The sequence below is a fragment of the Marinomonas sp. 63XJN7_9_ISO-PGPR-S23-217 genome (assembly GCF_056173515.1).
In genome coordinates this window covers 3,828,909-3,845,266 of record NZ_CM149678.1, presented here as the reverse complement: position 1 = coordinate 3,845,266, position 16,358 = coordinate 3,828,909, and the positions used below count along the sequence as shown (strand labels likewise).

The following is a 16,358-nucleotide window of genomic DNA, read 5'->3' as shown; positions in this document are numbered from 1 at the left end:
CGATATATTCCTGCAAGGTCTTACATCACAAGTTCATTGGTGCATATGAATTAATTTAAAAGTATTATTGTGAACCTTGATTGTACTATAAGGATGTCATCATAAATGCAAATTTGTATTTCAAAACGAACATTATTGTTCACTTTTACTGCTAGTTTGTTAGTAACTGGATGCCAAACTTCTGATCAAATTGGTTCTGCGGGAATAGCTTCAAAAAACGTATCTGCATCTGTCGTCTCTGAATCCAAGCCAGCTCAAGAAAGCGAACCCTACAAGCCGGTGTTTCTAGACACTAATGCTGGCGAAAGACAACAGCAATCAGATGTCGTTCTACCTTCAGTTGGCACTATTCAAATCAAGATCCCTCAAAACTAACTTAATAAGCAAAAGTCATGACCAGAAAATCTCAAAACTGGCGCATCTTATTTGTGCTAATGAGTGCTGCATACCTTATTCCTGAGGCTATATTCAACGCACAGCTTGTGTCTCTTATTGGTTTGGGTACGCCAAATCCTGACTTGCTAGAACACCTTGAAATCTATGGACGAAGCATTTCGGGGATAGGGGTTGGTTTACTGATAGCCGATTTGCTTCCAGCAGTATTTTACCGTTCAGCATTAAGAGGGGTGTTGAGCCTAGTTGTGGTAGTTGGGCTTGTATGGCCTTCAGTATTTTATGGACAGAAGTACATAGTAGAAAAGTGGGTGATCCAGCCTTCGAGCGCTGGAGAGCGGCAGTATGCTGTCTTTAGCACCTTGCTGCGTGACGCCCTTGTTTATGACGCTGTCTCTATATCCGGGGTTAGCTATGGTCCAAAGGAAAGGGATTCATCAGAAGGACTAACCTTCATATCTCTTTTTGGGGCAATGACCTACGCGGATCACAATCTTGTTAGTGACTTGGATAAGTATGAAGAGCATATCGTAAACAATATGGTTCGCAAGGAAGCCTATGCAAATTTCGAAACGAACTATCGTGACTATAGCAAAATTTATAAAACGCTATCGGTGGATTATCAAAGTTACGCTCAAGGTTCGAATCGTTACAACCAAGCACTAGTCGATATTCCAAAGCGAGAGAGCTCTTATTGGAAGGAAATAGACTCACAACTTAAAGATGGTTGGTCGAGGTATAGTAAGGCGCAAGATGCGCAAATAAGTGAAACTCAAGCGAAAGCGAACAAATATGCACCAGTATTTTATAAATACTTTAAGGCTAAAGATTCTTGTGCAAAAAGATCGAATAAAACCTCCTGTATTCAACGCTTGGATAATGACTATAGGAATCGTTTGTCCAGTGCAGGATTTGATTACGTTGAGCCTAACTACTGGTTGCAGAAACGCAAAATTTCAACTGCTGAGAACGTAGGTAATAGTGTGCTTCTAGGAGTTGCCACCATGGGACTGTATACGGCGGTTCAGTTGTTGGATAAAGCGACTGGAGGAGACGGGGGGGGGTCAAAGACTACAGTTACTCATATACAAACGACCCAAATTTCTATCGAGAAAAGATGTTGGCGTTGCCTCAGTTTCAGAAATCCTTTAAGAGACAAACTGGTTATCCGTTCGGGATCAAGACATATGACAATTTTCGCGTGCAGCCGCATACCCAAGAATTGTTAAGAGATTCTTTTAAGGAGAAGGGATTGGATCTGCCCAAAGATTGGGGCGTTAATGATCGTAACGGCTTTCATCGATCCGTAGCTGACCTTGTAAAACGTGAAGCGGACCAGCGCTGGAAGAAGGAGATGGTTAAAACCGGATTGATGCTACCGATTAACTTAACTTGGGAGCAGTTTCAATTGGCGCCATCCGTACAGGACAAAATAGCCGTTCAAATGGGGGATCTTTACGTCACAAACATTCGCGTTGATTTGAATAAAGCGAACTTTAAGACGCTGGTGGTTGAGCCCAACATTAAAAAGAGAGTACAGCACTACATCGAGATGCTAAACGATAATGAGCATAAGTTTTCCGATGGCGGTGTGTTCGCTGAAAAAGGCAAGCAAGCCTTGCGTTCGATAATAATTCCGCCTATTTCAATGTCTCTAAGCCTGTTTTTGATTTGCGCAACGCTTTTGAAAATGCCGCTGAAGGTGGTAGGGCTTTTTAAGTCGGGCGTTGAGCCTATACGGTCTGGGAAATGGATTCGCATTGCTTTAAAGCTTGTGCCTTTGATCGCTCTAGTAATTGTTCCACCACTGGTGGTTCATAACCGATTTACTGACGACCCAAGTAACCCGGTAAATTCTTTTCTCAAGAAAGTCTCGGCCAGCAGCAATGAACTTGTTTCGTACGCGATTCGCTGGACTCTAGATGTGCAGCCCTTTTTGCATCCTCTTGGTTTGGTATTTGAAAAGCACACGCACCTATACGCAAACTTCGCACCAATGGCAGATAAGCTTGATAAGTATGATATTGATGCAAATAAATTGGGGACTGAAGATGAATCGCTAAAGGTGCTCAAAGCTAAGTTGTTAGCTATATAGCTAACTTATTATTATTTTGATAATATATTAGCTATATAGCTAACCTTCGTGGAGTTGTGTTGTATGGCTACTAGAGAACAGATAGGAAAATCAATTCAAGAAAAAAGAAAGTCCCTTCATCTTACTCAAGAGGTTGTGTCGAAAAAAGCTTGTGTTCATAAAACAACAATATCTGAAATTGAAAATGGTCGGTTTACTGGATCATTCGACATATTTGAGAGGGTTATTGACGTGATAGGCTTGCAATTCGTTGTCGCAGAGAAAGATCATAAACTACCAAAATGGAACGAAATCGACGCTCTTTTTTCTGAGGATCAATAATGACTTCACTTACAAAGCTACCAAAGAGCATTAATTCCATAGAGGTGTTTGTAGGAGACTCTAACGTAGGCCTATTAACACATGGCACTAGACATCACTTTCAACCTATTCAGACAGTCCAAAATGTGTCTCTTACCATGACACAAGAAGGATTAGATGGCTTTTATTCTGGCTCTCTTCACCCCATTTTTGCACAGAACCTTCCTGAGGGTTTTAACCGCCATTATATCGCTGAAAAACTAGCCAGATACGCAAAAGTGAATGACATGTACCTCTTAGCTCTTCAGGCTAATCATGGCATTGGCATGTTAACGTATCAAAGCGAATTGAACTTACCCGAGCCTGAATCCGTATCGTTATCTGATATTCTGACTTACACTGGCTCTGATGCTCTATTTCCCCAATTGCTAGAAAAATACTATCTACGGAATGCATTAGCAGGAGTTCAGCCCAAAGTTAGTATTCCAACTCAATTAGAAACAGAGAGGACAATCGAACAAAAAAATCTCATTGTTAAGTCTTACAATCAAGAATTTCCGTTACTCACAGTTAATGAGTTTGTATGTATGGAAGCGGCCCGATTTTGTGGTCTAGAACCACCTAAAACGTACCTCTCAAATAACCAAGAGACGTTTGTTATTGAAAGGTTCGATATAAGTGTAGATGGATCTAAATTAGGTTATGAGGACTTTACAACACTCTTGAAAAAGCCAAACGAGCCTGACGCGAAATATTCTGGTAGCTATGAGACGTTGCTTAATGCAACTCAGGTTTATACCAACTCACAAGAAGAAGTTGAAAAAGTTTACTGCTTTATTGTGTTCAATTGCCTCATAGGCAACGGAGACGCACATCTCAAAAATTTTGCATTACAGTACACACCTGACATGTCCACCGTATTCGTCTCTCCACCATTTGATATTACTCATACGCTCATATATGACACCATAGATAACAAAATGGCGTTAAAAATGGCTGGTTCTAAAGACTTCCCTGATAAAAACATCTTATTGAAATTAGCCGAAGGTCGGACATATAAAATACGAAATGCAAAGTACATCATAGAGCGTTTAGCCCAGGGCATACTTGACTATTTGGAGCGATCTAATGAGGTATCATTATTTGAAGGCCTTCGAGTTTCAATCGAGTCAAATGTAGCAAGCGTGATGGCCGTAACCCCAATAAACAAAAAATATCGCCATACCCCGCGACGAAAGTACGACTAAATGCCCCGTCTCGTTTGTTGCCATAGGTTAAATTTGTCGTTACAAATACCTTCCGTCGCCTGAGTGCGTTCACTATCACTATTCGTGTGAGCCACCAGCCATGTCGATTTAATGCCTCTTATAGATGCTCAAATTAGGCGAGCCTTTAGTCTGGAGTCTTCATTACTCAACAGCAGATCACGTTATATATGTCTTATCGTAAGCAACCCAAGTTCACTCAATCTCAGGCTGCAGCTAAAGTCGGTTTCTCTGAACGTTCCGCCAGACATATCGAATCGGAGGTGGACTTCACTTAACATCAGCCCAGATCCTATCGAACTCGTGAAGACCCTTTTGACGGTTTGTTCGAGGCATACTTAGTGCCTTTGCTGGAGGCGAATCCCACCTTGCAACCCATTACTCTTAGATTTCAAGAATAACCGACACACTTGGTATAGATAAGAGAGTCAGTTGCCTATAGGCTTCGAGTTCTCACACAATCCACCAAGGTCGTCCAAAAAATAAGCAGCTGACGCTAAAAGAACGATACCAGATTGAAGGACTAAATGAACTAGGGTTTTTGGCAAGAGCCATCGCGACCAAGATGAGACGAAGCAATAAAACGATTGCTCGTGAACTGAGACGATGCTTCACTAGTAAATATTGTACTGAGATAGCCCACACTCATGCGACCATGATCAGAAAGCAGGCTGGTAAGTTTACCAAACGAAGTCAGGAACTGATCGATAAAGTGGAAGGGTTACTCAAATTAGTCGCCCCTGAATAATGGCGTTTCAAGCATGAAGCGCCATATTGTTTTTCTGACTTTCTTGTAGAAAACGCATTTGAAGTGCGTATTTCGGTGATTGCGAACGCTCATTTCGGTTTATTCCGAACACCTGAACCTACTTTTTTTCTCTTTCCTTATTTTTACTCTAACTGTTCGGATTACGCCAGTTTTCTCATTGACTCACCTCCTAATTCTATTCGATGACTATTGTGTACCAATCGATCCATTAGGGCGTCTGCTACAGTGGCGTTGTCGATCATGCTGTACCACTCTTTTACAGGAAGTTGACTGATGACGATGGTGCTGCTGTTTTGGTAACGATCCTCAAGCACTTCCAGCAGATGACCTGAGTGCTCTTGAGTCAGTTTTTCCATCCCCCAGTCGTCGAGGATCAGTAAGGTTTTTTTAGCCAGAGACTGAAGCTGTTTTTGATAGCTGCCATCGAGACGACCTGCACTTAGGTCATCAAGCAAGCGAGTTAATCGATAGTACCTAACGGTGTGTTGTTGATCGCAGGCACTGGTTGCCAGTGCACAGCCTAGATAGGTTTTGCCTGCGCCCGTTGGGCCTGTTATCAAGATGTTCTGATGTTTGTGTAGGTAGCTGCCAGTGAGTAATTCGCTCATTTGTTTTCGGTTAAGGTTTCGCCTTTCTTTATAGATAAGTTGACTCGGTTGTGCGTCCATTCTTAGCTTGGCTTGTCGTTTTAAGCGTTGGATTTTGGTCTGGTTACGATTCAATATCTCACTTTCTAGAAGCAGACTTAACCGTTCCTCGAAGTTCAGTTCTGCGTAGGTGGTCAGTTGCTCTTGTTGCTGCTCTAGTGCTTTCGCTGCATGGCTCAAGCGGAGGGTTTTTAGTTTCTCGTCGAGTGCGTTCATTTATCTTCTCCTAGTGATAACAGTTCGGGCCACGGACATTGCTATGAACAAGGTTAGGTGTGCTCGTTTTGCCTTTATCCAGTTGTCCTTCGCGGTTGTTTTTAAGCAAGTTACTGATGAAGGTGTAGTTAGGTTTTGTTAGCATCAAGGCATCGTTACAGGCTTGCTCTAAACGCGACTCTCCATGCACTTTACTCAGATTGAGCAACCCCAGACTGGAACGATAGGATTGCTCTGGATGAGGCTTGGAGTGGAGCATTTTGTTAATGACTTCTCGGGTCGCTGGTCCTATGTTCGCTCCCCAGTTGAGCAAGCGCCCAGGTGACCACTTTTGATATTGATGATGACTTGGCATGTGCTCGGGTTGTGTGCTGTTTCCGCGCTCCCTTTGACTGCGTGGGTGCTGAGCCACCAAGTTACCTTGGTGGTAGATCTGCACTAGACGATTAGAGGCTTCCAGTTCAACATGATGGCCGACCAGTTGATGGGGAACGGAGTAATAATGGCGGCGATATTCGATGTGATAGTCCGGCCCAACTTTGGCGCGTTTGGTTTCGGTATACAGATAACGCTGTTTGGGCAATGGTTTTAACGCTGGCTTATCGAGTTTGTTGAACAATGCTTGGCGACTCGCACCGTACTGTTTCATCTCTCGCTGATTTAGCTCATTCATAAGTTCGCGGATGGCTAGGTTCAGTTCTTTGAAGGTATGGAAGGTTTGGTGACGCAATCGCATCATGATCCAACGTTCCACTAGGAGCACGGCATTTTCAGCCTTGGCTTTGTCTTTTGGTTTGTAAGGGCGAGCTGGCATCACCGCGGTTTGATAATGATTCGCCAGTTTTTGATAGCTGTCATTAAGCCTTGGCTCATAGCGGTTCGCTTTGGTGACCGCGCTGCGCAGATTATCGGGGACTAAAAGTTGGGGAACACCGCCGAAGTGTTCGAACGCATTGGCATGGGCTTCTAGCCAATAGGATTTACCTTGGCTTGGGAAGGCTTCAACATAAGTGTAATTGGACGCACCTAAGGTCGCCACGAACACTTCCGCTTCTCGCACTTCGCCTGTGTCAGGGTTGACCACCTGAAGCCTAGGTCCACAATAGTCAATAAACAGCTTATCCCCCGCCACATGAAGCTGACGCATGCTGCGCTTTTGGGTTTTGAACCAGCGAATGAAGTACTCGCAGAACTGAGTGTAAGCGTAAGCTTGCTCTTGATATTGTTCATGATATTCCTGCCAGAGCAGCATCTTCGTCATGCCTTTACGCCTGAGTTCGACAGCGTACTGAACGAAGTCCGGCATGACTTTATGACGACTGGCTTTCTTTGAGTGATAAAGCGCTTGATTGAGATCGGTATCGCTACAGTCTTCTGGGAGGGGCCAACCTATCTGACTTTGCTTAAAGCGCGCGATAAGTTCTGAGACAGTTGCAAGGCTGACATTGAGGCAACTAGCGATATGACGATAGGACAGACCGCAGTCGTATTTGAGTCGTAATATCTCTTTGATTTTTTTCATTGGAGTTCTCTTTTTAGCCATGGTCGCTTCCTTACCTTCTGATTTGAGAGATAAAGAATAGCGAGTGATTGATTTAAAAGAGAAAAAATTAGGATTTCGGACATTCCGAACGGGCTTTTCGCTATTCCGAACGCTGATTTCGGAGTTCGCCTAAAAGTGTTCGGATAATCGCGGAATGTGCGTTCGGATTAAACCGAAATAGGTGTTCGGTTCATTCCGAAATGGCTGTTCGGAATGCTCCGAAATATGCATTTGAAGCAACACTCGCCTTAAAAATGACCCAAAATATGGGGCACAATAAAGCCACTTCAGTAGCTTACGTAAGTTCTGGCCATAGGCACTTAAGATCACGTTGATCGCATCGCCTAGTACGCCTTTTAAGAAGCATCGTCTGAGTTTTTCATCTGATTTGAGGTGTCCTATGATGGGTTCTACGCTGTTTCGTCTCCCCATCCATGGCTTCTCCTTCTTTAGTACGCCGCGCTTTTGACCAGCAATCGACACCTTAATATCTTCCACGCCCGATCCTTTATACCCTCGGTCAACAAAACAGGTTTCCTGTTTTTTTCCAGTCAGGGTTTCAACTTGTTGAAATTGATCTTTTAACGTATGGTCATCATAAGGATTATCTGGATAGCTTCTTGCTCCCACAATGAAGGATTCTTTAGCCGTCACGGCTATGCTTGCTTTCACACAAAACTTATTGCGTTTATGCGCTTTGCCTTTGGATATGCAGTCCACATTAGGTTCATGCAAGCTATACAGTTTGTTTTTGCTCTGGCGAGTTTGTTTTAGTAATCGATAGGCTTGGTTAAGTGTGTCTTCCTGTTTTTGGGTGAGCGTTAACCCTTGTTGTTTTACTTGCCGATCAATATCTCGCATGACTCGCCCTAAAAAGCCTTTCACTTGCTTAATCGCTTTTCTCATCCGTTTGTATTGTTTGGCGTGACCATAGCGTCCAATTTTTGGCATTAGCTTATGACAGGCTTTGTCGTAGGTTTGTCTTAGCGTGATATTTTGTTCTTTGGCGACCTGAGTGAGCTGCTGTCGAGCATTGTTGTAGAGCTTGGCATCGGTTGGGAAGGTGATGTTTTTTTCTTGTACCGTGGTGTCTACCACGACTAGTTTTAGGCTCGCTGGTTTGATGACTTTTTGTTTCAATCCTGCTTGTATCGTCTGGGTAAGCAGCCATTCGCAGCCTTCTTCACCTAACCGTTTTCGCCATTTAACAAGACTGGTTGGATGGCACGGAAAGTCGTGCTGGAAAAAGGTTTCTCCGCAAAAGTATTGGTAATAAGGCGATTCAAGCCATTGCTCTAGCATCAGCTCATCAGACAAATTATGCAAGTACTGTAAATACAGCAACCCCGCCATAAGACACGTTGGCAACGCGGCCGCACCAACGCTTGAAAAATGGGCACTAAGCGTTGAGTCCAATTGCTTCCAATCAATGATCTTAGCCAGTCGTACTAAAGGATGATTGGGGTTAATGATGTCAACGAGCTGAGGTTGGAATAAATCCTTTTGCGGCATGGTCTCTGTCTGAAGAGGCTTCATAAAACTCACCTGTTCTGCAACTTTTTGGGCCTTATGGCGTATTTATATTAACCCGGCGGAGATTTATTTATATCTTCTATGCCGCATCGCCTGTATGTACACCTGCCTTTAGATCACAGTTTAGATACTCATCTGGATTGAGTTCAGGTGAGTAGGCAGGTAAATAAAAGACTTCTATTTGCTCTTTAATTTTTGGCTTGGCTAACCACTCTTTTACTAATTTTGCATGATGTACTCGAAGGTTATCGAGTATCAGAAATACCTTTTTCTTAGAGGTTGAGATCAATCGCTTCATAAAGCGAATGAGTACTTTGGCTGTCATGTTGTCGGCGTAGGTCATAAAGCGTACTGTTCCTTGGTTTGTGATAGTAGAAATCATATTGATTCGGCAATGCTTTGCTGGAATCACTTGGACTGGTGTCTTGCCTTTAGGAGCAAAGCTTCGGCCATGCTGACTATCATTACGAAGGCCCGTTTCATCACCCCAATGTATCTCTGCCCCTTCATTCTTCGCCCTTTCCTTGATCAAGGGGCACTCTTCCTCAAGCCATTTGGACACTTTTCGAGGGTTTTGCTCATAGGCTTTTTTCAGTGGCTTTTGTGGGGTGAATCCCCAGCGCTTTAGATAGTCCCCAATGGTTCTAATGGGCATATCTTTTCCCCACAATTGCTTGATGAGCTGTTGGATTGCACGACGTGTCCACAAAGCAAAATTCAGCCGGCATTTTATCGGTGATTTCTTGCCGAATTTGAGCTTCTTGTGCTTTGGTTAGACTGCCAAATGAGCCTTTTTCTCGACCACGTTTTTTTATACTCAAAGCTTGCCTTTCCACGTTTTAAGTAGTCTCTATACCAACGACCAATTGTGTCTGCATGGACACCTGTCGCCTCAGATATGTCTTTAAAAGAGAAGTCTTTTTCGCGCAGTCTGACAACTTACTTTCGTAGCCTAGCGAGTTCTGGAGTGGTAAGTTTTCTTGTGTCTATTTTTTCGTTCATTCAGTGATTATATCAGATGATTTTTGCTGCCGGGTTAATAGCAAGATTTAGACATTAACTATCTTATAAAAACACATTCAATAGATTGAGAGTTTTTCAGGGACGACTAATTAATAAAGGTAGAGGGTGTTTTTTTTAGAAAGACTTCATGCCAAACATTTATGGGATCCTGTAACAGATTCTGTGTAACTGCCATTTAGTTAAGGTGTTTTTCTTCTCTGCTTTTATGTCACTTTTATGTCACTTTTATGTCACTTTACTTTACTTTTACTTTTATTTTACTATGTTTTGGTGTTTTTTTTGCTATTTTCAAATAAAGATAAAGTTCATAAAACAGTCTATATTAGTTTTAATTAATACGTTTGATTCCTATGATCTTTATAGTGTATTAAAATTTTTAATTAATGGTCATATAGAAATTTTAGGTATTGATTGTCTTATAAAATACATTGAATTCAATAGGTTGAGGGTTATTCAGGGACGGATAAATATTGCGAACGCAATGCTTACTAATTTAGAGACCCTCTGTGATTTATCGAAAGATAATATTATTCTTGCAGGTCATAAAGAGTTCGTATATTTGTATATCTATGAGCGTCGCCGTAGTCTAATCCAGTTTGTAACGCCAAATCAAAGGCATACATGGCTTGATAAGGACATCTTATCGAAGCGCTCGAACTTGTATCAGAAAAAGAGGAAAGATCATCCTGAGCGATGGTCAACAAAAGTAAGAGATTGGCAGCCAATAGGTGATGTGGAGTTAAATCCAGAGCAACACAAAGACGCAGCTTAATTATTTTAGGCGACAACTACCTTGAAAATGCCGATAAGCAAATACGATAAAAAATAATGTAAGAGACGACAAATTTATGATTTATACATCAGCTTTTGGTGGCTTCTTGAATCATTAGGGTTGATTTTTAGGGTATTAAATAATTTTTATAAAAACATGATGGATCAAGAGGGATTGTTTTATGAAGAGCGTTAATCAGCTGGTTCGTAATGACATGGTGGTCTCCAAAGCTTATGCAGCGCCTGATGCAGACCAATCAAAAATCGGCTTGCACCTTAATGAAAATTTATTAATGGGCAAGGACTACTCTGGGATATTGATGGACGGATTAAATGTTGAGGATCTATGCCTATATCCTTATGGAAATGATTTACAAATGAGGGAGGCTGTCGCCAAAAGACATGGCGTCGATGTGAGTCAAATCTTCACAAATAATGGATCCAGCGCAATAATTCAACAGATATTCTACGCATCATTAACTAATGAAGAGTGTATTTTGACTGTAGATCCAACTTGGCTGTATTACTCCTCTCTTGCAGCGAATATCGGAGCAAAAACACATTTATCTCCACTGATCCATAACCAAAAAGAATTTTTCTTTGATATTGATGATCTCATCGAAAAAGCCAATACTTTATTTCCGAAAATTATTGTAATTTGTAGTCCTAATAATCCTACTGGTAATCTTATTTCGGTAGAGGATGTGAAGCGCTTATGTTTGCAAGTACCAGAGGGAACCATGGTTTTGCTTGATGAGGCATATTCTGATTTTTTTGAAAGTAATGAATGTATAGTTGGATCTCTTATTCGCGATCATGAAAACTTGGTGGTGATTAAAACTTTTTCAAAGGCTTTTGGTTTAGCTGGAATTCGGGTGGGATACGGTGTTTGTAATGCATCATTGGCCGAATTTATATGTAAAGATAGGCCCACGTTCGGTATATCAATTTTGTCTCAAAAAATTGTTGCAAATGCATTGAAATTTGGCGGTGAGCATATGCAAGGTATGCGCCGGGAATTGGCGCTATCAGCTCGTTATCTTGTTAATACACTTGCAGAATTCAAGGAGTGGCATTTATACAACTCATCCTGTAATTTCGTTCTTATTCGCCACGATTATTTTAGCGGCAACCATATTTCAACTATTCTCAAGCAACATAATTATCTTGTTAAAGAGCTCGTTGTAGCTGGAAATCCTAATTACATTCGATTGACGCTTCCTCCTTTGGATATGCTTAAAAAGGTTGTTGATCTTCTGCTGTCGATAGGGAAAGAAAAAAGCAAAGCTGATGAAATGGCAGCGGTTCAGATCGCTGACCACAATGATTGGGAAAAAATCATCTAATAATTGGAGGGAGAGCTTTAAACGATTAAGTCTACAAAGAAATCTCGGACGCAAAGTCTTGCTAACTTTGCTCACTTAGGCACCGATCAAAGCCGGGTAACAAATTGAAAAGAATATTCTTCGAGCATCATATTCTAGTGAAAATTTTAGGCGGTGGTAATTTTTTTTGCGCGTCGGCATCTCTGATTTTCAGTGCATCAGTCATGCTGAATAATTGATTACAAAATATTGGTGAATAATATGGAAAATATAATAGTTAGAATAGGCACTAAACAAGACTGGAACAGTATACATTCCATTAACTGGCAAATATATGTAAACGAATTACAACAGCATAATACTGCACCTGGCGTGACTCATTTGATTGACCGTAACCACGAAATAAATACATACGTTGTTGCTGAAAGCCAAGAACAAATTATTGGGTTTCTTGCAATAACTGCGTTTACAGGCCAGCCATTTTCTTTTGAAAAGAGGTTGCCTGATGCAACTTTTGTTGATGCTTTTCGCCACAAGGCTATAGAAGTCCGTTTGTTATCTCTAATGCCTGAGCACCGTAATATATCAAATTTCTTTAAGCTCGGCTCATTCGTTAAAAACTGGATTAAAGATAATGGTTACGACTACGTATTTGTTTCTGGCATAGACAAGGCTATAGATCTTTATAAGATGATTGGTTTTGTTCCAATAGCACCGGAAGTAAATGAAGGAAAAGTCAATTACACACCAATGGTGTTAGTTGCGAAATAGTAGACTCAGGAGTACTTCATGAAGAAAATCGCACTTGTGACAGGTGCCGGATCTGGTATTGGTCTTGCGACTGTTAATATTCTTTCGAGGTCAGGCTACATTGTTATTGCAACCTCAATATTGTCGGAAGAATTAGCACAGTTGGCATTGATCAATTTTGATAATGTTGAAATCCGACAACTAGATGTTACCAACCAGTCCGCTGTCGATGATGTAGTTAAAGCGGTTCAAGATACCTATGAACAATTGGACGTTTTGATTAATTGCGCTGGCACATGGTTGCCTTCTTTAGTGGAATCGGTAACAGCTGCAGATATCGAATTTCAAATTCAGCTTAATGCAATTGCGCCAATTCGACTCATTCAAAGCTTTATGCCTTTACTTGAAGCAGCTGAAGGATATGCGATAACCGTTTCGTCAATGAACGGAAAGGTCTCTATGGCGGGGTCTGGCGCCTATTCTGCGTCAAAGTTTGCGCTAGAGGCTCTTATTAGTGCCTTGAGACTTGAAATCGGAAAAAGAAAGGTCAAACTAGTAAACATTCAACCTGGCCAGATCCGCACAAATTTATTTCAAAAAGCAAAGCAACATTATGATTGTTTAGTTCACGAATATCCCGAATCTTATAAGAATGCTAATGTTGATAATATTGCCGGTATTTACAACGCTATTGCGCGAGGTAGTCGCTCCAAAAATACCCCTGAAAAAGTTGCTTGTCTGATTATTCGTATATTGTGTACTCACCGCCCCCGTTCGACTTACTCTGTTGGCCTTGACGCACGGATTCTCATTTTTATTAATCAATATTTTCCAGAAAGATTAAGACAGTGGATATTGCGTGAGTTAAATTCACGATTTATTCCAACACTTGGAAAATATTTTTATTAGCAATGCAAAAGGAGGTTTTTAAAATGGAGTCAAAGTCAACATTCGTATCCGTTACTGATGCGCTAGATAACTGGGCAAAATGTGATGGAGATCGGATCGCATACAGATATCATGATGACGAAAAATTTCGCGAAGGAGTGTCGTACGCTTCGTTAGCAGATTATACGAGTAGACTTGCTTATAGTCTGAGAAAAAAGCTGTATCCCGGTGATAGGGTAGCAATTCTTTTGACAGATAGTACTGCTTATATACTATGTTTTTTTGGAGCTTTGAAAGCAGGTTTAATTCCAGTTCCACTACCACGTCCAAACTGGTCGACAGGAAGGAATGAGAATAAATCTGATAGATTTATTCATGCTATTCGTGACTGCACACCAGCTTTGCTAATTTTAGAGCCGGATGACCGTGCAAGAATGGCAGAGATAAATAGTGGTTTCGATTTTGAACATGTGACCTTTGATGAGCTTGTTTCGTCTGATGAGTCAGCTATAGATCTAAATGCTCGTTTTGGAGATGAAGTTGCATTTTTGCAATACACATCAGGGTCGACATCGGCACCAAAAGGCGTAATGCTTACTCATCGCAATTTGCTAGCAAATCATCAAACGATAACTGAACTCACAAAGGTTAGTGGACAGGCAACATTGGTTTCTTGGCTTCCGTTGTCGCATGATATGGGGATGATTGGAAAAATTACACATACCGCATATTTAGGTGGAACGTGTCATCTAATTCGACCAGACACATTTATTCGTAATCCCTTCGCATGGCTGAAGCTTATAAGTGACTATAGAGCCGTCGGAACAGTCGCGCCCAATTTCGCACTTGATCATTGCGTGAAACGGATCAAAGTGGAGAGGCTCGGCGAACTAGATTTGAGTTCTCTTAAGGCCTTGTTGAATGGAAGTGAAGACATTCGGGCGGCTTCTCTTAAAAAATTTGCGGAGAAATTTGAGCAAGCGGGATTTGACTTAGAATCCTTCTGTTCCGTATATGGCCTGGCTGAGGCGACGTTACTTGTCGCAGGAGCAGCTCCTCGCACTCCACAGGTTGTTGTGCGGGGAGCTCAACTTTCTGATAGTGAAAACTTCGAAAGAGGTGGACATTTCATTTCACCGCAAGCTGAATATGTCTCTTGTGGTCAGGCTCTTTCAGAGCACCGCATTCGTATCGTTGATCCCCTCACACGAAAAGAACTCACCGCAGGCAACATTGGTGAAATTTGGTTTAGCGGACCCAGTGTTACGTTAGGTTATTGGAATGATAGCGAAAAGACTCGAGAAGTATTTGACAATGAAACATTCAATGATGGTCTTGGGCCTTATCTGCGTACTGGGGATCTAGGAGTTGTCTTTGATGGTTCACTATTTATCGCCGGCCGACTAAAGGATGTCATCATCTATAACGGTAAGAATTATTATCCAAGCGATATTGAACGTATAGTAATTTCTACTGATTTGTCACTTCAGGAACATAACTCGGCAGCGATTTCAGTATTTGTCAGTGGTGTTGAGAAATTAGTTCTACTCCAAGAAGTGCACCCACGAGACTTGCTGAATGAAACATTTGTCTTAGATCTTAAACATCGAATTTCTCGTGCAGTTTCACAGAATATACAGATACCTATTAAAGGCGTATATCTGCTAGCACGAGGAACATTGCCAAAAACGACCAGCGGCAAAGTGTCTCGAAGTCAAAGTAAAAAGCTTTTTATAGATCAGTTGCGTGACAGCCCGCAACATAACTACACGTATCCTGAACATTTGGCGGACGGTATTAACCATGAAAGTGACTTCTTTAGTGATAAGACTATCCAAAATCTAGATGTAGTCGAGAAAACTACTGTGGCGAGTTATCACAGAATAATAAAAGAAATCGAAGAATGGATTATTAGTTGGATAATAGTAAATAAAGAAGTTTCACGAACAGATATCAGTTTCACGACTCCATTCGCTGAGCTTGGTCTTGATTCAATCGACGCCGTTTCTATTATAGAGGACTTTAATTGCCGCTATCGAGCATCAATAGATGTGACAGTATTATTTAATTATCCAACCTTGGAAGAGTTGATACCTCATTTATCCTTATCGTTGAGGAATAATAGCAAATGAAAAATTTCCCCGAAACAGAACAACCGATTTTGACGTCTGAATTTGCGGAGGTTTACGATATTGTCTTCGATTTCGACGGAACATTATTCTCACATGATTCTTTTTTTGAGTTTATGAAGTTCGTCCTCCGAAAGTCTAAGATTCGTACCTTGACAGCTTATCTATTGGCGCCGCTGCTCGTATGTTTGGTCATATTTCGTTATCGACTTAAATATATTGGTTCGATGCTTCTTTGGATTGGGACTGTTGGACTTACAGATCGGCAAATTGACCGTTATGCAGATGAATTTGTATCGCGATTGATCGACGGTCATCACGGCCACTTTTATCGCGATGGACTTACATTACTCCGAGACGCCATCAGTTCTGAACGACGAGTAATGATTCTCACCGCTAGTGGAAGATTTCTCATTAAGAAAATTTTAATAAATGAGGGTCTTCACGTAGATCTTGGGGCCTCCAAAGTTTCGAGACGGTTGGGTGGATTAATCTGTGACTTTCATTGCTACGGTGAAAATAAAGTCCGCTTTCTAATTGAAAATGGTATTGAACAAAAATTTGACGAATTTTATTCAGATAGTAGCGCCGATCTGCCGCTTTTTCGCTTAGCAAAACGATCATTTATTATTAATGGAACAGCGAGAACTAAGGCGAAAATTGAGAGAGCACTGAAACAATCTGTATGTCTTATTAACTGGAATTGATTTG

Annotated in this window: 16 protein-coding genes and 1 pseudogene; 12 read left to right on the top strand and 5 right to left on the bottom strand. The window is 41.4% G+C overall.

Annotated features, from left to right (window positions below):
- The first annotated feature begins 105 nt into the window (after nt 1-105).
- The 6 genes from AC0VYI_RS17970 to AC0VYI_RS17945 all read left to right on the top strand — a co-directional run bounded on the left by AC0VYI_RS17970 (nt 106) and on the right by AC0VYI_RS17945 (nt 4,801).
- Nucleotides 106-375 carry a hypothetical protein gene (locus tag AC0VYI_RS17970; protein WP_475444611.1) on the top strand — a complete coding sequence of 90 codons (270 nt, stop codon included), beginning with the start codon at nt 106-108 and terminating at the stop codon, nt 373-375.
- A gap of 17 nt (nt 376-392) precedes the next feature.
- Entirely contained in the window at nt 393-1,622 is a 1,230-nt protein-coding gene (locus tag AC0VYI_RS17965; RefSeq protein WP_475444609.1) for a hypothetical protein, read from the top strand.
- A 23-nt stretch (nt 1,623-1,645) separates the two neighbouring features.
- On the top strand, nt 1,646-2,488 hold the full coding sequence (locus AC0VYI_RS17960) for a hypothetical protein (RefSeq protein WP_475444608.1): 843 nt from the start codon (nt 1,646-1,648) through the stop codon (nt 2,486-2,488).
- Between the two features lie 63 nt (nt 2,489-2,551).
- Entirely contained in the window at nt 2,552-2,809 is a 258-nt protein-coding gene (locus tag AC0VYI_RS17955; RefSeq protein ID WP_067341362.1) for a helix-turn-helix domain-containing protein, read from the top strand.
- Nucleotides 2,809-4,035, top strand: coding sequence for a type II toxin-antitoxin system HipA family toxin (locus AC0VYI_RS17950; RefSeq protein ID WP_067341358.1), 1,227 nt, complete (start codon nt 2,809-2,811; stop codon nt 4,033-4,035). Before AC0VYI_RS17955 ends, AC0VYI_RS17950 begins: the two co-directional genes overlap by 1 nt.
- Nucleotides 4,036-4,513: 478 nt before the next feature.
- The gene (locus AC0VYI_RS17945; RefSeq protein WP_475449835.1) at nt 4,514-4,801 is read left to right on the top strand and encodes a helix-turn-helix domain-containing protein; all 288 of its coding nucleotides are present in this window, start codon (nt 4,514-4,516) and stop codon (nt 4,799-4,801) included.
- Nucleotides 4,802-4,962: 161 nt separating this feature from the next.
- On the opposite strand, the gene istB is transcribed toward AC0VYI_RS17945, so the two are convergent.
- The 5 genes from istB to AC0VYI_RS17920 all read right to left on the bottom strand — a co-directional run bounded on the left by istB (nt 4,963) and on the right by AC0VYI_RS17920 (nt 9,582).
- Nucleotides 4,963-5,685, bottom strand: coding sequence for an IS21-like element ISVch3 family helper ATPase IstB (istB, locus tag AC0VYI_RS17940; protein ID WP_475443426.1), 723 nt, complete (start codon nt 5,683-5,685; stop codon nt 4,963-4,965).
- 10 nt (nt 5,686-5,695) lie between these two features.
- Nucleotides 5,696-7,228 (bottom strand): IS21 family transposase, encoded by a 1,533-nt coding sequence (gene istA, locus AC0VYI_RS17935; RefSeq protein ID WP_475443424.1) that lies wholly within the window; start codon nt 7,226-7,228, stop codon nt 5,696-5,698.
- A gap of 129 nt (nt 7,229-7,357) precedes the next feature.
- Nucleotides 7,358-8,764: an IS5 family transposase gene (locus tag AC0VYI_RS17930; RefSeq protein WP_475444606.1), complete on the bottom strand. Its 1,407-nt coding sequence runs from the start codon at nt 8,762-8,764 to the stop codon at nt 7,358-7,360.
- 76 nt (nt 8,765-8,840) lie between these two features.
- The gene (locus tag AC0VYI_RS17925; protein ID WP_475444604.1) at nt 8,841-9,416 is read right to left on the bottom strand and encodes an IS630 family transposase; all 576 of its coding nucleotides are present in this window, start codon (nt 9,414-9,416) and stop codon (nt 8,841-8,843) included.
- Nucleotides 9,406-9,582, bottom strand: a complete 177-nt coding sequence (locus AC0VYI_RS17920; protein WP_475444602.1) for a hypothetical protein — start codon at nt 9,580-9,582, stop codon at nt 9,406-9,408. The genes AC0VYI_RS17925 and AC0VYI_RS17920 overlap by 11 nt, the downstream gene beginning before the upstream one ends.
- Before the next feature lie 749 nt (nt 9,583-10,331).
- Here AC0VYI_RS17920 and AC0VYI_RS17915 point away from each other — a divergent pair.
- From AC0VYI_RS17915 to AC0VYI_RS17890, 6 genes and pseudogenes are all read left to right on the top strand, one after another.
- Nucleotides 10,332-10,556: pseudogene (locus AC0VYI_RS17915) on the top strand (IS3 family transposase); the annotation flags it as partial.
- Nucleotides 10,557-10,737: 181 nt separating this feature from the next.
- The gene (locus tag AC0VYI_RS17910) at nt 10,738-11,901 is read left to right on the top strand and encodes a pyridoxal phosphate-dependent aminotransferase (RefSeq protein WP_475444600.1); all 1,164 of its coding nucleotides are present in this window, start codon (nt 10,738-10,740) and stop codon (nt 11,899-11,901) included.
- 240 nt (nt 11,902-12,141) lie between these two features.
- A complete protein-coding gene (locus AC0VYI_RS17905) occupies nt 12,142-12,651 on the top strand; it encodes a GNAT family N-acetyltransferase (RefSeq protein ID WP_067341345.1) in 510 nt (169 codons plus the stop codon).
- 18 nt (nt 12,652-12,669) lie between these two features.
- On the top strand, nt 12,670-13,539 hold the full coding sequence (locus tag AC0VYI_RS17900) for an SDR family NAD(P)-dependent oxidoreductase (protein WP_475444597.1): 870 nt from the start codon (nt 12,670-12,672) through the stop codon (nt 13,537-13,539).
- 23 nt (nt 13,540-13,562) lie between these two features.
- Entirely contained in the window at nt 13,563-15,650 is a 2,088-nt protein-coding gene (locus tag AC0VYI_RS17895; RefSeq protein ID WP_475444595.1) for an AMP-binding protein, read from the top strand.
- Nucleotides 15,647-16,354 carry an HAD-IB family phosphatase gene (locus AC0VYI_RS17890; RefSeq protein WP_067341336.1) on the top strand — a complete coding sequence of 236 codons (708 nt, stop codon included), beginning with the start codon at nt 15,647-15,649 and terminating at the stop codon, nt 16,352-16,354. The genes AC0VYI_RS17895 and AC0VYI_RS17890 overlap by 4 nt, the downstream gene beginning before the upstream one ends.
- Nucleotides 16,355-16,358 lie beyond the last annotated feature (4 nt).